This window comes from Brachybacterium squillarum M-6-3 (assembly GCF_000225825.1).
In the GTDB taxonomy this organism is placed as follows: Bacteria; Actinomycetota; Actinomycetes; order Actinomycetales; family Dermabacteraceae; genus Brachybacterium; species Brachybacterium squillarum.
In genome coordinates this window covers 1-19,326 of the sequence record NZ_AGBX01000008.1, presented here as the reverse complement: position 1 = coordinate 19,326, position 19,326 = coordinate 1, and the positions used below count along the sequence as shown (strand labels likewise).

Sequence of the window (19,326 nt, the reverse complement as noted above, 5' to 3'; positions counted from 1 at the left end):
GGCCCGCTCAGCCCTCGCAGATGGCGGGCAGCAGGCTCGGCTCGGCGCCGGCGGGGCAGGGGTCGAAGGTGAAGATCACCAGGGTGCCCAACACGATCGTCACCACCACCGCGACATACAGCAGGCCCTTGAGGACCAGGCGGGAGGTGGAGCCGCGGGCGTAGTCGTTGATGATGGTGCGCACGCCGTTGCCGCCGTGGATCAGGCCCAGCCACAGCATCATCAGGTCCCAGATCTGCCAGAACGGGGAGGACCACTTGCCGGCCACGAAGGCGAAGTCGATGCCCTTGACGCCGAGGCCCAGCCACAGGTTCACGAACAGGTGGCCGAAGACGAGGATCACCAGCAGCAGGCCCGAGGCGCGCATGAACAGCCAGGACAGCATCTCGGTGTTGATGCCGCGCTGCCCGGTGCGGCGGTACCGCGTGGTGGGGTTCGGGATCGCGGTGGGGGAGTTCGAGGAGGTATTCGTCGCCATGATCAGCCTCCGAACATGTGCATGAGGTGACGGGGGAGGAAGCCGGCCATCAGCACCACCCAGGTGATGATGACGCCCCAGAACAGCTTGCGCTGGTGGACGGTGCCCTTCGACCAGAAGTCGACCAGGATGATCCGCAGGCCGTTCAGCGCGTGGAACATGACCGCGCCGACCAGGCCGATCTCGCCGAGGCCGAAGACGACGGTCTTGTAGTGGCCGATGACCTCGTTGTACGCCTCGGGGGACACCCGCACCAGGGCGGTGTCCAGGACGTGCACGAGCAGGAACAGGAAGATGAGCATGCCCGAGATGCGGTGGGCGACCCAGGACCACATGCCCTCGCGGCCGCGGTAGAGCGTCCCGGTTGCGGCGGAAGCCACGGGTGTCCTCCAGAAACGTCGGGGTGGGACCGGAGGACGGGATGGGCGGTCACGGCCCGTGCGCGGAGCTCGCGACATGACACGGCGACATCATCATCGCCCCCGGTAGGGGCGCTGTCAGGTTACCACCGCGGAGGACGGGCACCCGTCCACCGGGAGGGCGCGGCGCGGTCCGGAGCGACCGCCCGGCGGCGTGGGGCGCGGCGTGCCCGACGGCCGTGCAGGCCACCTACGCTGGTCGCATGAACCAGGCGCCCTTCGTCCCCGTGATCCCGGCCGGCGGCTCCGGCACCCGGCTGTGGCCGCTCTCACGCCCGGAGCGCCCGAAGTTCCTGCTCGACCTCACCGGCAGCGGCCGCAGCCTGCTGCAGCAGACCCTGGACCGGCTGGCCCCGATCGCCGAGGCCCCGCCGCTGGTGGTCACGGGCGCCGCCCACGCCGCGGCCGTGCGGGATCAGCTGGAGGGCACCGGGGCGCGGGTGCTGGTCGAACCGTCCCCGCGCAACTCCATGCCCGCCATCGCCCTGGCCGCGGCCGTCGCCGAGCGGGAGCACCCCGGCGCCGTGATCGGCTCCTTCGCCGCCGACCACCTGGTGGCAGACGTCCCCGCCCTGCATGCCGCGATCGCCGCGGCCCGCGCCGCCGCCGCGCAGGGCTACCTGGTCACCCTCGGCATCCGCCCCACCGCGCCCGCCACCGGCTTCGGCTACATCGAACGGGCCGACGGGGCCGACCGAGCCGACCGGGCCGAGGGAACTGATGGGGCCGTGGGGGAGCAGGCCCGCGGGGACCTGTCGGGCACCGGCGCCGAGCCCGTCGCCGCCTTCGTGGAGAAGCCCGACCGGGCCCGCGCCGAGGAGTTCCTGGCCGGCGGCCGTCACCTCTGGAACGCCGGCATGTTCGTGGTGCGCGCCGCGGTGCTGCTCGAGGAGCTCGCCGCCGAGCTGCCGCCGCTGGCCGCCGGGGCCCGGGAGATCGCCGCCGCCCTCGGCACCGAGCACGAGGAGGAGGCCGTGGCGCGCCTCTGGCCCACCCTCACCCGCATCGCCATCGACCACGCCCTCGCCGAGCCGCTCGCCGCCCGCGGCCGCGTCGCCGTCGTCCCTGTCGACCTCGGCTGGGACGACGTCGGCGACTTCCGGGCCCTGGCGCGCCAGCTCCGCGCCCCCGGTGCCGGACCCGCCGTCCGCACCGTCGAAGGTCGCGCGGGGGACGCAGAGGCCGTGGATGTCCGGGTGCTGGGCGCGGGCCCGGTGGATGCGCTGGACGCGCGGGCCACGGTGTACGGTTCCACGCATCGCCGCATCGCCCTGGTCGGGGTGGACGGCATCAGCGTGGTCGACACCGAGGACGTCCTGCTGGTGATCGCCGACGAACGGGCGCAGGACCTCGCCGCCCTCGTCGCCGCGCTCCCGCCCGCACCCCGCTGAGCCCCGTCCCGCCGACCGACCGGATCCCGATCCGCGGCGCCGGACCAGGCCCGCCCGGGCCCGGTCGACACCGCGCCCCGGACGAAGGACACGCACCGTGCAGCTGCACCAGGACCAGCAGGGCCACCGGAGCACCGGGGCGGAGGTGGCCGACATGCTCGGCCCCGAGGGGATGATCGCCCGCACCGTCCGCGAGCGCGCCGTGACCCTGCAGGAGCTGCGCCGGCACATCCACCGCCACCCCGAGCTGTCCATGCAGGAGTACGCCACCACCGACCTGGTCGTCGACCAGCTGCAGTCCCTGGGCCTGTCCCCGCGGCGCCTCGAGAACACGGGCGTGGTCTGCGACATCCCCGGCACCGACCCGCACCTGGCGCCCGTGGGCCTGCGCGCCGACATGGACGCCCTCGGCATCCCCGAGCTGTCCACCGTGCCCTTCCGCTCCACCGTCGAGGGCGTCTCCCACTCCTGCGGGCACGACGTGCACATGGCCGCCGTGATGGGCGCCGCGATGGCCCTGGTCCGCGTCGCCGGCGCCGGGGCCCTGCGCCGCGGCGTCCGCCTCGTCTTCCAGCCCTCCGAGGAGCGCCACCCCTGCGGCGCCCTCGACCTGATCCGCCAGGGCGTCGTGGACGGCCTCGACTCGATCTTCGCCCTGCACTGCGACCCGGGCGTCGACGTCGGCCACCTCGGCCTCAAGGTCGGCCCCATCACCTCGGCCACCGACCCGGTGAAGATCGAGGTGCGCGGCGCCGGCGGCCACACCTCCCGGCCCCACCTCACCCAGGACCTGGTCTACGCGCTCGGCTCCATCGCCACCCAGCTCCCGGCGGCCCTGTCGCGGCGGATGGACCCCCGTTCCGGGGTGAACCTCACCTGGGGCAGCATCCACGCCGGCTCCGCCTTCAACGCGATCCCCAGCTCCGGGGTGCTCGAGGGCACCCTGCGCTGCCTGGACCACGAGGCCTGGGACCAGGCCGAGGCGCTGCTGGAGCAGGTGCTCTCCGAGCTGGTGAAGCCCTGGGGCATCGAGGCCCGCGTGACCCACGACCGCGGCGTCCCCCCGGTCTCCAACTCCGCCGGCTCCACCGCCGTGCTCGAGGCGGCGGTCTCCGACGTCCTGGGCCGGGAGAACGTCGACCCCACCGCCCAGTCCCTCGGCGGCGAGGACTTCGCCTGGTACCTGGAGAAGGTGCCCGGAGCCCTCGCCCGGCTCGGCACCCGCACCCCCGGCGGCCGCACCTACGACCTGCACATGGGCGACCTGATGATCGACGAGCGCGCCATCGGCATCGGCGCCACAGTGCTCGCCTCGGCCTGCCTGCAGCGCGACCTCGTGCTCTGAGCCCTCCGAGCTCCCCGGTGAGGGGACGGGGGACCGGTGCGGCGACCGGGGGTATGCATCGACCCCCGAGGGCGGGCGCGTCAGTTTCATAACGGTTGATGCACCATCGGGCATCCGGGCCGTGGGGCCCCTCCCGCCCGGCTAGGGTCCGAGGAACCGTGACGTGGTGACGCCCGAGAACCGGGCGCGTGCGGCCCCTTTTTCCCCGGAGGACACATATGAAGAGCATCTCGCGTGCGGCGGCCCTGGCCGGCGCCGGCATCCTCACCCTGGCCGCCTGCGGCTCCGCCCCCGAGGAGTCGTCCTCGGGCGGCGAGGGCGGCGACTCGGCGAGCTCCGACTTCAAGGCCTGCATGGTCTCGGACGCCGGCGGCTTCGACGACAAGTCGTTCAACGAGTCCGGCTACGCCGGTCTGACCGCTGCGGAGAGCGAGCTCGGCATCGAGATCGCCACCGCCGAGTCCAGCGACCCCTCGCAGTTCGAGACCAACATCGACAACCTGGTCAACCAGGACTGCAACCTCATCTTCACCGTCGGCTTCCTGCTCGCCCCCGCCACCGGCACCCAGGCGCAGGCCAACGAGGACACCGAGTTCGCGATCATCGACTCCACCGCGCAGGACGAGAACGGCGACGCCATCGAGGTCGACAACGTCAAGCCGCTCTCCTTCGACACCGCGCAGGCCGCCTACCTGGCCGGCTACGTCGCCGCGGGCACCAGCGAGACCGGCACCGTCGCCACCTACGGCGGCGTCGAGATCCCGACCGTCACCATCTTCATGGACGGCTTCGCCGACGGCGTGGCCGCCTACAACGAGGCCCACGACGCCGATGTCGAGCTGCTGGGCTGGGACAAGGAGGCCCAGGAGGGCTCCTTCACCGGTGACTTCGAGGACCAGGCCAAGGGCAAGGCCCTCTCGGACACCTTCTACTCCCAGGGCGCCGACATCATCATGCCGGTGGCCGGCCCCGTCGGCTCCGGCACCCTCGCCTCCGCCAAGGAGGCCGACGGCCGCTACGTGATCTGGGTCGACACCGACGGCTACGAGTCCATCGACGACGAGGAGGCCAAGCCGCTCATCCTGACCTCGGTGATGAAGGGCATCACCCCCGCCGTGCAGGACGTCGCCACCGCTGCCGCGAACGACGAGTTCGACAACGAGCCCTACATCGGCACGCTGGAGAACGAGGGCGTCGGCATCGCGCCGTACCACGACCTCGAGGGGCAGGTCCCCGCCGAGCTCCAGGACGAGGTCGAGCAGCTGAAGCAGGACATCATCGACGGCACCGTCGTCGTCGAGTCCGACGCCTCGCCGCAGAACCTCGGCTGATCCCCGACCCTCCCGCACCCGCCGCTGACGACGGGCGCGGGAGGGTCCTCGCCGTGACGGCCCCCGGGACCTTCCGGGGGCCGTCACCGGCTCGAGTCCCTCCGGACCACGGGGCGCCGTGCGCGGCACGGCGCCCCCTCTCCCCACCCCCTGAACGAAAGAGCAGGCGTGAAGCTCGAGCTCCAGGGCATCACGAAGGTCTTCGGCACCTTCGTGGCCAACGATGCGATCGACCTCGTGGTCGAGCCCGGCGAGATCCACAGTCTTCTGGGCGAGAACGGCGCGGGGAAGTCCACGCTGATGAATGTGCTGTACGGGCTGTACCGGCCCGACGGCGGCGAGATCCTGCTGGACGACCGCCCCGCGCACTTCTCCGGTCCCGGCGACGCGATGCGCGCCGGCATCGGCATGGTCCACCAGCACTTCATGCTGGTCCCGCCCTTCACCGTCGCCGAGAACGTGATGCTGGGCCACGAGCCCACCAGCAAGGGCCTGCTGGACCTCGCCACCGCGCGCCGGACCGTGCGCGAGATCTCCGAGCGCTTCGGCTTCGACCTGGAACCCGACGCCGTCGTCGAGGACCTCCCGGTCGGCGCCCAGCAGCGCGTCGAGATCGTCAAGGCCCTCTCCCGCCGCGCCGAGGTCCTGGTGCTGGACGAGCCCACCGCCGTGCTCACCCCGCAGGAGACCGACGAGCTGATGGGCATCATGCGCCAGCTCCGCGACGAGGGCACCTCCATCGTCTTCATCACCCACAAGCTGCGCGAGGTCAAGGCGGTCGCCGACCGCATCACCGTGATCCGTCGCGGGAAGGTCGTCGGCACCGCCGACCCCACCGCCGACCAGACCGACCTGGCCTCCCTGATGGTCGGCCGCGCCGTCTCCCTGGACCTCGACAAGGCCCCCGCCACCCCCGGTGAAGTGGCCCTCGAGGTGCGCGGGCTCAGCGTGCGCGACGCCGCCGGCACCCCGGTGCTGGACCGCGTGGACCTCGACGTCCACGAGGGCGAGGTGCTCGGCGTCGCCGGCGTGCAGGGCAACGGCCAGACCGAGCTCACCGAGGCCCTGCTGGGGCTGCAGTCCGAGGCCCGCGGCTCCATCCGCCTGCGCGGTCAGGAGCTGGTGGGCCGCAACACCCGGCAGATCCTCGACGCCGGGGTGGGCTTCGTGCCCGAGGACCGCACCCACGACGCCCTCATCGCCGACTTCACCGTCGCCGAGAACCTCATCCTGGACCAGCACCACCGACCGCCGTTCGGTTCCGGGCTGTCCCTGCACCCGGCGGCGATCCGCGAGCGCGCCACCGCGGAGGTCGCCGAGTTCGACGTCCGCACCGGCTCCATCGAGGACCACGTCTCCACCCTCTCCGGCGGCAACCAGCAGAAGGTGGTGATGGCGCGGGCGCTCGGCCGTGAGCTGTCCCTGTTCATCGCCTCCCAGCCGACCCGCGGCGTCGACGTCGGCTCCATCGAGTTCCTGCACCGCCGGATCATCGCCGAGCGCGACAAGGGCACCCCCGTGGTGATCGTCTCCACCGAGCTGGACGAGGTGATCCAGCTGTCCGACCGGATCGCGGTGATGTACCGCGGGGCGATCCTCGGGATCGTGCCCGCCACCGAGGACCGCGACGTGCTCGGCCTGATGATGGCCGGCTACACCGTCGAGGCGGCCCGCGAGGCCGTCGCCGCCGGCCGCGGTCGCACCGCCGACTCCACCCTCGCCCACGAAGGAGAACCCGCATGAGCGCCCGTCACGAGGGCGAGGGGCAGCACGTCGCCCCCGGCACGGTGACCGAGACCGGCACCGACGCCGCCGACACCCCCGCGGACACCGCCCCCGCGGCCGAGACGGCCCCCACCGCGAGCTCGACCGCGGGCGGCGGCTCGGCGCCCGAGGCCTCCGGCCCCTCGGTCCTGCAGCGGATCGCCCGCGGCAACCTGCTGGTGATCGTGCTGGCCTTCGTCTTCGCCTTCCTGGTGGGGTCGATCCTGATCCTCGTGTCCGACCAGGCATTCCGCGAGGCCGCCGGCTACTTCTTCGCCCGCCCCGCCGACACCTTCACCGCGGCCTGGCAGGCGATCACCGAGGCCTACGCGGCGATGTTCCGCGGCGCCGTCTACGACTACTCGGGTGCCGCCCGCGTGGCCGAGGACATCCGCGAGCGCGGAGGCAGCGGCCTGTACGTCCTGGGTCCGGCCTTCCTGCGCGGCATCGAGCCGCTGCTGGAGACCCTCACCGTCGCCACCCCGCTGATCATCGCCTCCGTCGGCATCGCCATCTCCTTCCGCTCGGGGCTGTTCAACATCGGCGGCACCGGGCAGCTGCTGGCCGGCGCCACCGCCGCCGGCTACGTCGGCTTCGCCGTCTCCCTGCCCCCGGTGATCCACCTGATCGCGGCGCTGCTCGCCGCGATCGTCGCAGGCGGCATCTGGGGCGGCATCGCAGGTCTGCTGAAGGCCCGCTTCGGCGCCAGCGAGGTGATCTCCACGATCATGCTGAACTGGATCGCCGTCTACGGCCTCGCCTTCGCACTGACCACGGCCGCTTTCACCGGCGCCAACCAGGCGCAGCCCACCTCGCCCGCCGTCGCCGGCACCGCCCGGCTGCCGCTGTTGGCCGGGGACGACTTCCGCCTCCACGCCGGGCTGGTGCTCGCGCTCGCCGCGATCGTGTTCCTGTGGTGGCTGATGAACCGCTCCACCGTCGGCTTCCGCTTCCGCGCCGTGGGCTCGAACCCGCGGGCCGCCGAGGTGGCCGGCATCGACGTGGGCCGCAGCGCCGTCGGTGTGATGGTCGTGGCCGGCGCCCTGGTGGGCCTCGCCGGCGCCACTCACGTGCTGGGCACCGAGCACCGCCTCACCGGCGACGTCGCCGGCTCCATCGGCTTCGACGCGATCACCGTGGCCCTGCTGGGCCGCTCCGGGCCCGTCGGCATCCTGCTGGCCGGTCTGCTGTTCGCGGGCCTGTCCACCGGGGGCCGCTACATGGAGACCTCCGAGGGCGTCCCGATCGACCTGGTGCAGGTGATCCAGGCGCTGGTGGTGCTGTTCATCGCCGCCCCGCCCCTGGTGCGCTACCTGGTGGGCCTGCGCCGCATCGACCGGCCCCGCCGCCCCCGTCCCTCCCGCCGCGCCGCGGCGTACGCCGCCGAGAAGGCCGAGACCTCGAAGGGAGCGGCCGCATGAGCACCGCCCTCGCCCCCGACTCCCCGGCCGCCTCCACCCGGGAGGCTCCGGGCCGCCCGGAGCGCCCCCGCTCCTGGTGGTATCTGCCCGCCGGGCTCGCCGCGCTCGCCGTGATCGCCCTGGGCGTCTTCGCCCGCGGGGCGGCCGCCGGTGCCACCACCACCTTCCGCCTGGCTCGCGAGGGGGACCTGAACCCCGGCGGGATCGTCCCCGGGGACGTCGCCCTCCCCGCCGGCGGCACCGCGCTGGTGCTGGGCCTGCTGTGCCTGGCGATCGCCGTGGTCCTCGGCGTGCTCGCGGCGATCTCCCGCCCCCTGGCCCCGCGCTGGCGGATCACCCTCGTCGTGGTCTTCGGCCTGGCCTGGGTGACGGCGTTCCTCACCTGGGCCTTCAACGGGGCCCGGGTGGACCTCGGCACCCTGCTGCAGACCATGATGGTGCTGGCCGTGCCGCTCGCCTTCGGCGCCCTCTCCGGCGTGCTCTCCGAGCGGGCCGGTGTCATCAACATCGCCATCGAGGGCCAGCTGCTGTTCGGCGCCTTCGGGGCCGTGCTGATCGGCTCCATGGCCGGCAGCGCCTGGGTGGGCCTGCTCGCCGCCCCGCTGATGGCCCTGGTCATCGGTGCCCTGCTGGCGCTGTTCGCCATCGGCTACCAGGTGCAGCAGATCATCGTCGGCGTCGTCCTGAACGTCTTCGCGATCGGGCTGACCAGCTTCTTCTTCGGCTCCGTGATGAAGCAGAACCCGGGCCTGTTCAACCGGCCGCTGCGGCTGCCCACGCTGCGGATCCCCGTGCTGGCCGACCTGCCCGTCATCGGCACCGTGCTGTTCGAGCAGACCATCCTGGTGTACCTGATGTTCCTCATCGTGGTGGGCCTGACCATCGCCCTGTTCCGCACCCGCTGGGGCCTGCGCGTGCGCGCCGTCGGCGAGCACCCCCGGGCCGCGGACACCGTCGGCATCGACGTGAACCGCACCCGCTGGACCAACGTGCTGCTGGGCGCGGCCGTCGCCGGCCTCGGCGGCGCCACCCTCACCATCGGCACCGGCGTCGCCTTCGGCGAGGAGATGAGCTCCGGCAAGGGCTACATCGCCCTGGCCGCGATGATCCTGGGCCGCTACCACCCGGTGGGGGCGCTGCTGGCGGCGCTGGTCTTCGCCTTCGCCGACGCCCTGCAGCTGAACATCGGCACCCTGCCCGCGGGCGCCGGGGCCGGCATCCCCAGCCAGTTCCTGCTGATGCTGCCCTACATCGTGACCCTGTTCGCGGTGGCCGGCGTGGTGGGCCGGGTGCGGGTGCCCGCGGCCGACGGCGTCCCCTACGTGAAGCAGTGACCGATCGTCCCGCGGCGACAGGTCCCGGGCACTGCCCGGACGGGGATGGCACAGTGGCGCCCATGAGCACCGCCGCCACCCCGTCCGCGCCGGAACCCGACTTCGCCCCGCTGCTGGAAGAGGCGCGCGTCATGGCCACCCGCGCCTACGCGCCCTACTCCCGCTTCCGGGTGGGTGCCGCCGCCCTCACCGCCGACGGCCGCGTGGTGCGCGGCTGCAACGTGGAGAACGCCGGCTACGGCGTCACCCTCTGCGCCGAGTGCGGCCTGATCAGCGAGCTGATCGCCGGCGGCGGCGGGCGGCTGTCGCGCTTCGTCTGCGTCGGCGGCGAGGAGCACCTGGAGCCGGGGGAGCGGCCCGTGGTGATGCCCTGCGGGCGCTGCCGCCAGCTGCTGTCCGAGCACGCCGCCGAGGACCTCGTGATCCTCACCCCCGAGGGACCCCGCGGCATGGCCGAGGTGCTGCCGCAGGCCTTCGGCCCCGCCGACCTCGCCCGCTGAGCACGCCGCCTCCGGGCCCCTTCGTCGCGAGGGACCGCTCGGCCCCTCGGGAGGCCAGGTCGCTCTGGCATCCTGGGGTCGTGACCACCGCCGCGCCCCGCCCACCGTCGAAGGAGACCCCATGACCGACGCCCCCGCCCCCTCCGCCGTGGAGCCCTTCGACGCGGTGGACGTGATCCGCACCAAGCGCGACCGGGGCGTGCTGAGCCCCGAACAGATCGACTGGGTGATCGACGCCTACACCCGCGGCGTCGTCGCCGAGGAGCAGATGTCGGCCCTGGCCATGGCCGTGTTCCTGAACGGCATGGAGCGCGAGGAGATCGCCCGCTGGACCCGCGCGATGATCGCCAGCGGTGAGCGGATGGACTTCGGCTCCCTCTCCAAGCCGACCACCGACAAGCACTCCACCGGCGGCGTGGGCGACAAGATCACCCTGCCGCTGGCCCCGCTGGTCGCCTCCTACGGGGTGGCGGTGCCGCAGCTCTCCGGCCGCGGCCTCGGCCACACCGGCGGCACCCTCGACAAGCTCGAGGCGATCCCCGGCTGGCGCGCGAACCTCTCCAACGAGGAGATGATGCGGCAGCTCGAGGAGGTCGGCGCCGTGATCTGCGCGGCCGGCTCCGGCCTGGCCCCCGCCGACAAAAAGCTCTACGCGCTGCGCGACGTTACCGGCACCGTCGAGGCGATCCCGCTGATCGCCTCCTCCATCATGTCCAAGAAGATCGCCGAGGGCACCGCCTCGCTGATCCTCGACGTGAAGACCGGCGCGGGCGCGTTCATGCGCGAGGAGTCCGACGCTCGCGAGCTGGCCCGCACCATGGTCGACCTCGGCACCGACGCCGGCGTGCACACCGTCGCCCTGCTCACCGACATGTCCGCCCCGCTCGGCCGCACTGCCGGCAACGGCCTCGAGGTCCGCGAGTCCCTCGAGGTGCTGGCCGGCGGCGGCCCCGCCGACGTGGTCGAGCTGACCTGCGCCCTGGCCCGCGAGATGCTCGAGGCTGCCGGGGTGGAGGACCCCGATGTGGAGGCCGCGCTGGCCGACGGCCGCGCGATGGACTCCTGGCGCGCCATGATCGCCGCCCAGGGCGGGGACGTGGACGCCCCGCTGCCGGAGGCCAAGCACGTCGAGGAGCTGCGCGCCGAGCAGGACGGCGTCGTCACCGGCCTGGACGCGATGGGCGTGGGCGTGGCCGCCTGGCGCCTCGGCGCCGGCCGCTCCCGTCCCGGGGAGGCCGTGCAGGCCGCCGCGGGCGTCGAGATCGTCGCGCACGTCGGGGACGAGGTGCGCTCCGGCGACGTCCTCGCCCGCCTGCACACCGACACCCCGGAGCGCATCGGCCGCGCCCAGGAGGCCATCGACGGCTCCTGGAGCTACGCGGCGCCCGGCACCGCGGTGCCGGAGCGGCAGATCGTGAAGGACCGCATCGCCTGAGCCGCGGCGAACGTGCGGCACGGCCCCGGGGGAGCGATCACCCGGGGCCGAGCCCGGTCCGGCGCCGGCCGGGGTGGCGCGGCTCAGCGGGCGCGGAGCAGCGGCAGCAGGTGGTCCCGCATCAGCGGGGCGATGCGCACCCCGGTGGCGTCCTCGTGCAGCGGGAACCAGCGCAGGTCGGCGATCTCGGCGCGGGCCCGCAGGTCCGCGGGCATCGCGGCGCGGGAGAGGAACAGGCTCGCGTGCACCAGGGTGTCAGGCTCATTGGCGGCGGCCACCCGCACCTCGCCGAGGTCCTCGAGCTCGGCCGGGTCGAGCCGCACGTCGAGCTCCTCGGCGACCTCGCGGACGGCCGCGGCGCGCGCCTCCTCCCCGGGCTCCAGCTTCCCGCCGACCTGCATCCAGGTGCCCGTGGCGCGCTTGCGGACCGTCAGCAGCTCCGTGCCGCGCTCGCCCTCGCGCAGCACCGCCACCGCGGCGATCCGCAGCACCTGCGGAGTGCGCGCCTCGGCGCGGTGATGGGACTCGGCCTCGGCCAGCGCGGTGTGACCGCGCAGGCAGTCGACCCCGCCGTGCAGGCCCACGGGCCGCATCCCCGCGCGGCGCCAGGCCTCCACGTCGCCGCGCTGCTCCCGGGCCAGGGCCCAGCCGCGACGCAGCAGCGTCAGCGGCGGCTTGCGGTGCTCGCGCAGGTCGCGGGCCAGGCGGAGGGAGAACACCAGCGCGGTGGGGCGGCGCAGCACCACGGCGTCGGCCAGCAGGCCCATCGCGGCCAGCGGGGCGATCAGCTCGGCGGCGAAGATGCCCTCGGCGACGATCAGCGGGGCCTCGCCCACGTCCATCACAGCGGAGCCGGTGCGGCGGGAGGCGGAGATCGAATAGGTCGGCACCTGCGCCACCCCGTCGTGGGCGAGCGCCGTCAGCGCCTCCAGCGCAGCCCCGGCGTCCCAGGAGGCCGGGTCGTCCCAGTCCACGATGCCGAAGCGGCGCGGCAGCCCCGGGTCGTCCAGCTCCCGGTAGAACTCGTCCAGCGCCAGCGCCGGCAGGCCCGAGCGGCGCGACATCTCGCCCTTGCCGCTGCCGGAGGGCCCGGCGACGAGCACGATGCGGCGGGGCGGGCGCGGGCGGGTTCCGGTGGACGTCACGGGGAGTGATCCTATCGCCGACGGGGGAAGGCAGGGCGGGCGTCGTCGCCATGGGAGGATCGGGCCATGAACACCACCGATCTCGCCCCCCTCATCGACCACACCCTGCTCAAGCCCGAGTCCACCCGAGCCGACGTCGACGCGCTGGCCCGCGAGGCCGAGGAGCTGGGCACCTACTCGATCTGCGTCTCGCCCTCGATGCTGCCGGTCGAGACCAGCGTGCACGTGGCCACCGTCTGCGGCTTCCCCTCCGGGCAGCACGCCAGCGGCATCAAGGCTGCCGAGGCTCGCGACTCCGTCGCCAAGGGCGCCGACGAGGTCGACATGGTGATCAACGTGGGCCTGGCCCGCGCCGGGGACTTCGCGGCCGTCGAGGCCGACATCGCGGCCGTCCGCGAGGCCGCCCCCGCGCCCGTGGTGCTGAAGGTGATCATCGAGTCCGCCGCGCTGGACGACGCGCAGATCGTCGCCGTGTGCGAGGCCGCCGAGCGCGCCGGCGCCGACTTCGTGAAGACCTCCACCGGCTTCCACCCGGCCGGCGGCGCCTCCGAGCACGCCGTCGCCCTGATGCGTCGCACCGTCGGCGACCGTCTCGGGGTCAAGGCCTCCGGCGGCATCCGCACCCGTGAGGCCGCCGACGCGATGGTTGCCGCCGGGGCGTCGCGCCTCGGCCTGTCCTCCTCCCGCGCCATCCTCGAGGGCGGCACCGGCACCGGCTACTGAGCCCCGTCCCGGCATCCACAGACTTCTGGGCGCTCAGCTTCCACAGATGGAAGCTGAGCGCCCAGAAGTGTGTTCGGCGACCGGAACGGGCGGGACCGGCGTGCGGTGCGGGCTCAGGCGACGCCGAGGGCCTCGCGGAGGTCGGCGGTGACGGCCTCCAGGTGCTCGGCGGCGCGGCGACGGGCCGCGCCGAGGTCCTCGGCCGTGGCGGCGGCGTCCACCGGCTCCACGACCTCCAGGTAGCACTTGAGCTTCGGCTCGGTGCCGGAGGGGCGGATCACCACCCGGGTGTCGTCCGCGCACTCCAGCAGCAGGCCCTCCGTGGGCGGCAGGCCCGTGGTCTGCACCGAGCCCTTGGCGAGGTCCCGGGTGACGGTGACCTCGGAGCCGGTCAGCTCCCTCGGCGGGGCGCTGCGCACGGTCGCCATCATGGTGCCGATGCGGGAGAGGTCCTCCACCCGGATCGACAGCGGCGCGGTCGCGAACAGGCCGTCGCGGCGGGCCAGCTCGTCCAGGCGCCCGATCAGGGTGGAGCCCTCGGCTTTCGCCAGGGCCGCCATCTCGGCCACCATCAGCGCGGTGGACAGGCCGTCCTTGTCGCGCACCACCTCGGGCAGCACGCAGTAGCCGATGGCCTCCTCGTAGCCGAAGGCCAGGTCGGGGGCGCGGGCGATCCACTTGAAGCCGGTCAGGGTGGCGACGGACTCCACCCCGGCGTGGTCCGCGAGCCGCCCCAGCCAACGGCTGGAGACGATCGAGCGGGCCAGGGTGCCGCGGTAGCCGTGGCGGCGCAGCAGGTGGTCGCCCAGCAGCACGCCCAGCTCGTCGCCGGTCAGCATCCGCCAGCTGCCCAGGTGGGGGTCCACCACGGCGGCCGCGCAGCGGTCCGCGTCCGGGTCGTTGGCGATCACCACGTCGGCCTCGACGGTGCGGGCCAGCTCGAGGGCCAGGTCGATCGCGCCGGGCTCCTCCGGGTTCGGGAACGCGACGGTGGGGAAGTCCGGGTCCGGGTCGGCCTGCTTGGCCACCGGGTCCACCTGGGTGAATCCGGTGCGGTGCAGGGCCGCGAGCGCCGTCTCGCTGCCCACCCCGTGCAGGGCGGTGTGCACGATGCGCACGTCCCGGGGGCCCTCGGGGTCCGGCAGGGAGCAGATCGCGGCGAGGTAGTCCTCGATCAGGCGCTCGCCGATCAGCTCGGCGCCCTCGGCGCGGGGGATGTCCCGCACCGGGCCGACGGCGGCGATGCGCTCGGCGATCTCCGCGTCGGCGGGCGGCACGATCTGCACGCCGCGGCCCTCCGGGGCGGCCGCGCGACCGCCCAGGTAGACCTTGTAGCCGTTGTCGGCGGGCGGGTTGTGGGAGGCGGTGACGACGATGCCGGCGTCCGCGTCCAGATGGCGCACCCCGAAGGCGACCAGCGGGGTGGGCAGCGCCCGGTCCAGCAGCCGCACCCGGCAGCCGGCGGCCACCAGGATCTCGGCGGAGCGGTGGGCGAAGTCGCGGGAGTTGTAGCGGGCGTCGTAGCCGATGACGACCAGCGGATCCTCGAGGCCGAGGGTGCGCACCAGGTAGTCGCCGATGCCGCGGGCGGCCCGGGACACCACTGCGAGGTTCATCCGCAGCGGCCCCGGCCCCATCTTCCCGCGCAGCCCGGCGGTGCCGAACTGCAGGGTGCCGGAGAAGGCGTCCTCCAGCTCCGCGACCGCGGCGTCGTCCCCGGCCTCGGCCTGGCCCAGCAGGGCACCCAGGGCCTCGGCGGTCGCCGGGTCCGGGTCGTCGGCGCGCCAGGCCTCGGCCCGCTCGCGCAGGGCGGCGGAGAGCTCGCTCATCGGCCGGACTCCGGGGCGGGCCCGGCGAGGCGCCGCACCGTCTCGGCGAGCAGGCGGGAGATGCGGGGGCCGGCATCGCGGCCGGCCTGCAGCACCTCGGCGTGGTCCAGCGGCTCCGGGCTGATGCCGGCGGCGAGGTTGGTGACCAGGGAGATCCCGAGCACGTCCATGCCGGCCTCGCGGGCGGCGACGGCCTCCAGCGCGGTGGACATCCCCACCAGGGTGGCGCCCATCGCGCCGGCCATCTTCACCTCGGCGGGGGTCTCGTAGGTGGGGCCGTGGAACTGCATGTACACGCCCTCGTCGAGGGAGGAGTCGACCTCGCGGGCGATGTCCCGCAGCGCCGGGGTGTAGACGTCGGTCATGTCCACGAAGGTCGCGCCGCGCAGCGGGGTGGCGCCCGTGAAGTTGATCTGGTCGGCGATCAGCACCGGGGTGCCGGGCGACCACTCGGGGTCGAGTCCGCCGCAGCCGTTGGTCAGGACCATGGTGCGGACCCCGGCAGCGGCCGCGGTGCGCACGCCGTGCACCACCGGGTCCACGCCGGCGCCCTCGTACAGGTGGGTGCGGGCGCCCAGCACCAGCGCGCGGGCGCCGGTGCCCTCGACGCGCACGGAGCGCAGGGTGCCCACGTGCCCGGCGACGGCGGGGGCGCGGAAGCCGGGGATGGTGGTGGCGTCGGCCTGCCAGACGGTCTCGCCCAGCAGGTCGGCGGCCCCGGCCCAGCCGGAGCCGAGCACCAGGGCGATGTCGTGGGAGGCCACCCCGCTGGCCTCGGCGATCGCGGCCGCGGCGTCGCGGGCGAGCTGATAGGGATCGGGGCTCGGGGCGGAGATTTCGCTCATGCCCCCGACGGTAGCGCAGGCGTGGGCATCCGGGCACCGCGAACGGGCCCGTCACCGGGTGATCCTGGGCGACAATGGAGCGGTGAGCGATCCCAGCACCGCCCTGCCCCCCGACCCCTCCCGTCGCGCCGAGGACGACACCCGGGTGGTGATCCTCGGTGGCGGCCCCGGCGGCTACGAGGCCGCCCTCACCGCCGCCCGCGCCGGCGCCGACGTGGTGCTCGTCGAGGACCGCGGCCTCGGCGGCGCGGCCGTGCTCACCGATGTGGTGCCCTCGAAGTCGCTGATCGCCACCGCCGACGTGCTGGACCTGGTCGCCGGCTCCACTGCGCTGGGCATCCGCGACGCCGACTCCGCCTCCAGCCCCGCCTCCGGCAGCCTCACCGTGGACCTGGCCACCACCAACGCCCGGCTGCGGCGCCTCGCCCGCGCGCAGTCCATGGACATCCGCGCCTCTCTGGCCGAGGCCGGGGTGCGGATCCTCGACGGCCGCGGCCGCCTGCTCGGCCCGCAGCGGGTGGTCGTCAGCCCGACCGCCCCCGATGCGGAGCGGGTCGAGCTGGAGGCCGACGTGATCCTGCTGGCCGTCGGCGCCCGCCCCCGCCAGCTGGAGGCCGCCCCCTGCGACGGGGAGCGCATCCTCACCTGGACCCAGCTGTACGAGCTGGAGGGCCTGCCCACTCACATGATCGTCGTCGGCTCCGGCGTCACCGGCGCGGAGTTCGCCAGCGCCTACCGGGCCCTCGGCAGCGAGGTCACCCTCGTCTCCTCCCGCGACCAGGTGCTGCCCGGCACCGACCGCGATGCCGCCCAGGTGCTCGAGGACGCCTTCGCCCGCCGCGGCGTGCGGGTGCGCGCCCGCTCCCGGGCAGCCGCCGCCCGCCGCGAGGGCAACGGCGTGGTGGTCACCCTCACCGACGGCTCCGAGATCCGCGGCTCCCATGTGCTGATGGCCCTCGGCGGCGTGCCCTCCACCTCCGACCTGGGCCTGGAGGCGGCCGGGGTGCGCGTCCGCGACAGCGGCCACATCGAGACCGACCGGGTCTCCCGCACCAGCGTGCGCGGCATCTACGCGGCCGGCGACTGCACCGGCGTGTACCCCCTGGCCTCGGTCGCGGCGATGCAGGGCCGGATCGCCATGCACCACGCGCTGGGGGAGGCGGTGAGCCCGCTGATCGCCGCGCAGGTGTCCTCGGCCGTGTTCACCAGCCCCGAGATCGCCGTGGTCGGTCACTCCGAGGCGGAGGTCGAGAGCGGGGAGGTCGCGGGGGAGGTGCGGATGCTGCCGCTGGACACCAATCCGCGCGCGAAGATGGAGGGCATCACCGAGGGCTTCGTGAAGCTGATCGTGCGGCCCGGCTCCCATACCGTGACCGGCGCCGTGGTGGTCGCGCCGCGGGCCAGCGAGCTGATCCTGCCCTACACGATGGCGGTCGCCCACCGGCTCACGGCGGAGCAGGTGGCGAGCACCTTCACCGTCTACCCCTCGTTGACCGGCACGCTCGCGGAGGTCGCGCGGGGCCTGGAGGGGTAGGGCAGGGCGTCAGTCGTCGATGGTGCAGAGCACGGCGCCCGCCGAGACGGTCGCACCGATCTCCGCGGAGAGCCCGGAGACGACGCCCGAGCGGTGCGCGGTGATGGGCTGCTCCATCTTCATCGCCTCGAGCACCAGCAGCAGATCGCCGTCGGCCACGTGCTGTCCGTCCTCGACCATCAGCTTCACGATGGTGCCCTGCATCGGCGCGGTCACCGAGCCGCCGGAGACGGCCTGTTCGGTGCTCTTGTGGGCGCGCTTGCGGCGCTGGCGCACCGCCTGCTGCGGGGCCCGCAGGGAGGCCGGCAGGGAGATCTCCACCCGGCGCCCGTCGACCTCGACGACGACGGACTCGCGGTCCTCGGCCTCCTCAGGCTGCGCGGGCAGCGGGGCGGCGGGGATGTCCCCGTCGAACTCGGTCTCGATCCAGCGGGTGTGCACCGCGAAGGGCTCCTCCGGATCCGCGGGGGCGAAGGCCGGGTCCTGGACGACGACCCGGTCGAAGGGCAGCACGGTCGGCACGCCGTCGATGCGGAACTCGGCCAGGGCGCGGCGGGAGCGCTCGAGGGCCTGCTGGCGGGTGGCGCCGGTGACGACGAGCTTGGCGAGCATCGAGTCGAAGGCGCCGGAGACCTCGTCGCCGGTGCGGACGCCGGACTCCAGGCGCACGCCGGGGCCGGTCGGCGGCTCGAAGCGCTGGATGCGTCCGGGGGCGGGCATGAAGCCGCGGCCCGGGTCCTCGCCGTTGATGCGGAACTCGAAGGAGTGCCCGCGCACCACCGGGTCGGTCTCGGAGACGGTCTCGCCGGCGGCGATGCGCAGCTGCTCGCGCACCAGGTCGATGCCGGTGACCTCCTCGGTGACGGGGTGCTCCACCTGCAGGCGGGTGTTCACCTCGAGGAAGGAGATGGTGCCGTCGTTGCCGACCAGGAACTCGCAGGTGCCGGCGCCGACGTACCCGGCTTCGCGCAGGATCGCCTTGGAGGAGGAGACCAGCTGGGCGTTCTGCTGATCGGTGAGGAAGGGCGCGGGCGCCTCCTCCACCAGCTTCTGGTGACGGCGCTGCAGGGAGCAGTCGCGGGTGGAGACCACCTGCACGTTCCCGTGCATGTCGGCCAGGCACTGGGTCTCGACGTGGCGGGGCTTGTCCAGGTACTTCTCCACGAAGCACTCGCCGCGGCCGAAGGAGGCGATGGCCTCGCGCACCGCTGAGTCGAACAGCTCGCGCACCTCGGACTCCTCGCGGGCCACCTTCAGGCCGCGGCCGCCACCGCCGAAGGCCGCCTTGATCGCGATGGGCAGGCCGTGCTCGCGGGCGAAGTCGACGACCTCGTCGGAGGACGCCACCGGGTCCTTGGTGCCGGCGACCAGCGGGGCCCCGGCCTTCTGCGCGATGTGGCGGGCGGAGACCTTGTCGCCGAGCTTCTCGATGGCCTCGGGCGGCGGGCCGATCCAGGTCAGGCCCGCGTCGATGACGGCCTGGGCGAAGTCGGCGCGTTCGGAGAGGAAGCCGTAGCCGGGGTGGACGGCGTCGGCGCCGGCGCGCTTGGCGATGTCCAGCAGCTTGTCCACCACCAGGTAGGAGCTGGCGGCGGTGGAGCCGCCCAGGGCGTAGGCCTCGTCGGCGACCAGCGTGTGCAGGGCGTCGCGGTCCGGGTCCGCGTACACGGCCACGGAGCGCAGGCCGGCATCGGCGCAGGCCCGGGCCACGCGCACCGCGATCTCGCCGCGGTTGGCGATGAGCACCGTGGAGATCGGGCGGGGCTTGGGCTGGCGAGAGGCCATGTCGGGGAGGTCCTTTGCGTCGGGGGCGGCGAAAGTCGGGGGGGGGG

16 protein-coding genes are annotated in these 19,326 nt (G+C 74.0%); 10 read left to right on the top strand and 6 right to left on the bottom strand.

Annotated features, from left to right (window positions below; translation table 11 throughout):
- Positions 1–7: 7 nt before the first annotated feature.
- The gene (locus tag OM98_RS13430; protein WP_010535152.1) at positions 8–478 is read right to left on the bottom strand and encodes a succinate dehydrogenase hydrophobic membrane anchor subunit; all 471 of its coding nucleotides are present in this window, start codon (positions 476–478) and stop codon (positions 8–10) included.
- A gap of 2 nt (positions 479–480) precedes the next feature.
- The gene (gene sdhC / locus OM98_RS13425) at positions 481–858 is read right to left on the bottom strand and encodes a succinate dehydrogenase, cytochrome b556 subunit (RefSeq protein ID WP_010535151.1); all 378 of its coding nucleotides are present in this window, start codon (positions 856–858) and stop codon (positions 481–483) included.
- A 242-nt stretch (positions 859–1,100) separates the two neighbouring features.
- On the opposite strand from sdhC, the gene OM98_RS13420 reads away from it, so the two are divergent.
- The 8 genes from OM98_RS13420 to OM98_RS13385 all read left to right on the top strand — a co-directional run bounded on the left by OM98_RS13420 (position 1,101) and on the right by OM98_RS13385 (position 11,418).
- The gene (locus tag OM98_RS13420) at positions 1,101–2,288 is read left to right on the top strand and encodes a mannose-1-phosphate guanylyltransferase (RefSeq protein ID WP_010535150.1); all 1,188 of its coding nucleotides are present in this window, start codon (positions 1,101–1,103) and stop codon (positions 2,286–2,288) included.
- A gap of 97 nt (positions 2,289–2,385) precedes the next feature.
- Complete coding sequence (locus tag OM98_RS13415; RefSeq protein ID WP_010535149.1) at positions 2,386–3,633, top strand: amidohydrolase; 1,248 nt, start codon at positions 2,386–2,388, stop codon at positions 3,631–3,633.
- Between the two features lie 218 nt (positions 3,634–3,851).
- A complete protein-coding gene (locus tag OM98_RS13410; protein ID WP_010535148.1) occupies positions 3,852–4,964 on the top strand; it encodes a BMP family lipoprotein in 1,113 nt (370 codons plus the stop codon).
- A 168-nt stretch (positions 4,965–5,132) separates the two neighbouring features.
- Positions 5,133–6,707 (top strand): ABC transporter ATP-binding protein, encoded by a 1,575-nt coding sequence (locus OM98_RS13405; RefSeq protein WP_010535147.1) that lies wholly within the window; start codon positions 5,133–5,135, stop codon positions 6,705–6,707.
- Positions 6,704–8,149, top strand: coding sequence for an ABC transporter permease (locus tag OM98_RS13400; RefSeq protein WP_010535146.1), 1,446 nt, complete (start codon positions 6,704–6,706; stop codon positions 8,147–8,149). The genes OM98_RS13405 and OM98_RS13400 overlap by 4 nt, the downstream gene beginning before the upstream one ends.
- Positions 8,146–9,483: an ABC transporter permease gene (locus OM98_RS13395; protein WP_010535145.1), complete on the top strand. Its 1,338-nt coding sequence runs from the start codon at positions 8,146–8,148 to the stop codon at positions 9,481–9,483. Before OM98_RS13400 ends, OM98_RS13395 begins: the two co-directional genes overlap by 4 nt.
- A 62-nt stretch (positions 9,484–9,545) precedes the next feature.
- Entirely contained in the window at positions 9,546–9,983 is a 438-nt protein-coding gene (locus OM98_RS13390; RefSeq protein WP_010535144.1) for a cytidine deaminase, read from the top strand.
- Between the two features lie 121 nt (positions 9,984–10,104).
- Positions 10,105–11,418, top strand: a complete 1,314-nt coding sequence (locus tag OM98_RS13385; RefSeq protein WP_010535143.1) for a thymidine phosphorylase — start codon at positions 10,105–10,107, stop codon at positions 11,416–11,418.
- Positions 11,419–11,501: 83 nt separating this feature from the next.
- Here OM98_RS13385 and OM98_RS13380 read toward each other — a convergent pair whose 3' ends face one another.
- Positions 11,502–12,563, bottom strand: a complete 1,062-nt coding sequence (locus OM98_RS13380) for an NUDIX domain-containing protein (protein WP_010535142.1) — start codon at positions 12,561–12,563, stop codon at positions 11,502–11,504.
- A gap of 66 nt (positions 12,564–12,629) precedes the next feature.
- Between OM98_RS13380 and deoC the strand changes: the two genes are divergently transcribed.
- On the top strand, positions 12,630–13,286 hold the full coding sequence (gene deoC / locus OM98_RS13375; protein ID WP_010535141.1) for a deoxyribose-phosphate aldolase: 657 nt from the start codon (positions 12,630–12,632) through the stop codon (positions 13,284–13,286).
- A 113-nt stretch (positions 13,287–13,399) separates the two neighbouring features.
- On the opposite strand, the gene OM98_RS13370 is transcribed toward deoC, so the two are convergent.
- Both OM98_RS13370 and OM98_RS13365 read right to left on the bottom strand, forming a co-directional pair.
- Entirely contained in the window at positions 13,400–15,115 is a 1,716-nt protein-coding gene (locus OM98_RS13370; RefSeq protein WP_010535140.1) for a phospho-sugar mutase, read from the bottom strand.
- Positions 15,112–15,960 carry a purine-nucleoside phosphorylase gene (locus tag OM98_RS13365; protein ID WP_010535139.1) on the bottom strand — a complete coding sequence of 283 codons (849 nt, stop codon included), beginning with the start codon at positions 15,958–15,960 and terminating at the stop codon, positions 15,112–15,114. Before OM98_RS13365 ends, OM98_RS13370 begins: the two co-directional genes overlap by 4 nt.
- 82 nt (positions 15,961–16,042) lie before the next feature.
- On the opposite strand from OM98_RS13365, the gene OM98_RS13360 reads away from it, so the two are divergent.
- A complete protein-coding gene (locus OM98_RS13360) occupies positions 16,043–17,494 on the top strand; it encodes an NAD(P)H-quinone dehydrogenase (protein WP_010535138.1) in 1,452 nt (483 codons plus the stop codon).
- A 9-nt stretch (positions 17,495–17,503) separates the two neighbouring features.
- On the opposite strand, the gene OM98_RS13355 is transcribed toward OM98_RS13360, so the two are convergent.
- Positions 17,504–19,279 carry an acetyl/propionyl/methylcrotonyl-CoA carboxylase subunit alpha gene (locus OM98_RS13355; protein ID WP_010535137.1) on the bottom strand — a complete coding sequence of 592 codons (1,776 nt, stop codon included), beginning with the start codon at positions 19,277–19,279 and terminating at the stop codon, positions 17,504–17,506.
- Positions 19,280–19,326: the final 47 nt, after the last annotated feature.

Excerpts from the sequence above, each read along its gene's own strand:
- OM98_RS13400 (WP_010535146.1), top strand. The coding sequence starts at position 6,704 with ATGAGCGCCCGTCACGAGGGCGAGGGGCAGCACGTCGCCCCCGGCACG.
- deoC (WP_010535141.1), top strand. The coding sequence starts at position 12,630 with ATGAACACCACCGATCTCGCCCCCCTCATCGACCACACCCTGCTCAAG.
- OM98_RS13395 (WP_010535145.1), top strand. The coding sequence starts at position 8,146 with ATGAGCACCGCCCTCGCCCCCGACTCCCCGGCCGCCTCCACCCGGGAG.
- OM98_RS13365 (WP_010535139.1), bottom strand. The coding sequence starts at position 15,960 with ATGAGCGAAATCTCCGCCCCGAGCCCCGATCCCTATCAGCTCGCCCGC.
- OM98_RS13410 (WP_010535148.1), top strand. The coding sequence starts at position 3,852 with ATGAAGAGCATCTCGCGTGCGGCGGCCCTGGCCGGCGCCGGCATCCTC.
- OM98_RS13355 (WP_010535137.1), bottom strand. The coding sequence starts at position 19,279 with ATGGCCTCTCGCCAGCCCAAGCCCCGCCCGATCTCCACGGTGCTCATC.
- OM98_RS13370 (WP_010535140.1), bottom strand. The coding sequence starts at position 15,115 with ATGAGCGAGCTCTCCGCCGCCCTGCGCGAGCGGGCCGAGGCCTGGCGC.
- OM98_RS13390 (WP_010535144.1), top strand. The coding sequence starts at position 9,546 with ATGAGCACCGCCGCCACCCCGTCCGCGCCGGAACCCGACTTCGCCCCG.
- OM98_RS13430 (WP_010535152.1), bottom strand. The coding sequence starts at position 478 with ATGGCGACGAATACCTCCTCGAACTCCCCCACCGCGATCCCGAACCCC.
- OM98_RS13420 (WP_010535150.1), top strand. The coding sequence starts at position 1,101 with ATGAACCAGGCGCCCTTCGTCCCCGTGATCCCGGCCGGCGGCTCCGGC.
- OM98_RS13385 (WP_010535143.1), top strand. The coding sequence starts at position 10,105 with ATGACCGACGCCCCCGCCCCCTCCGCCGTGGAGCCCTTCGACGCGGTG.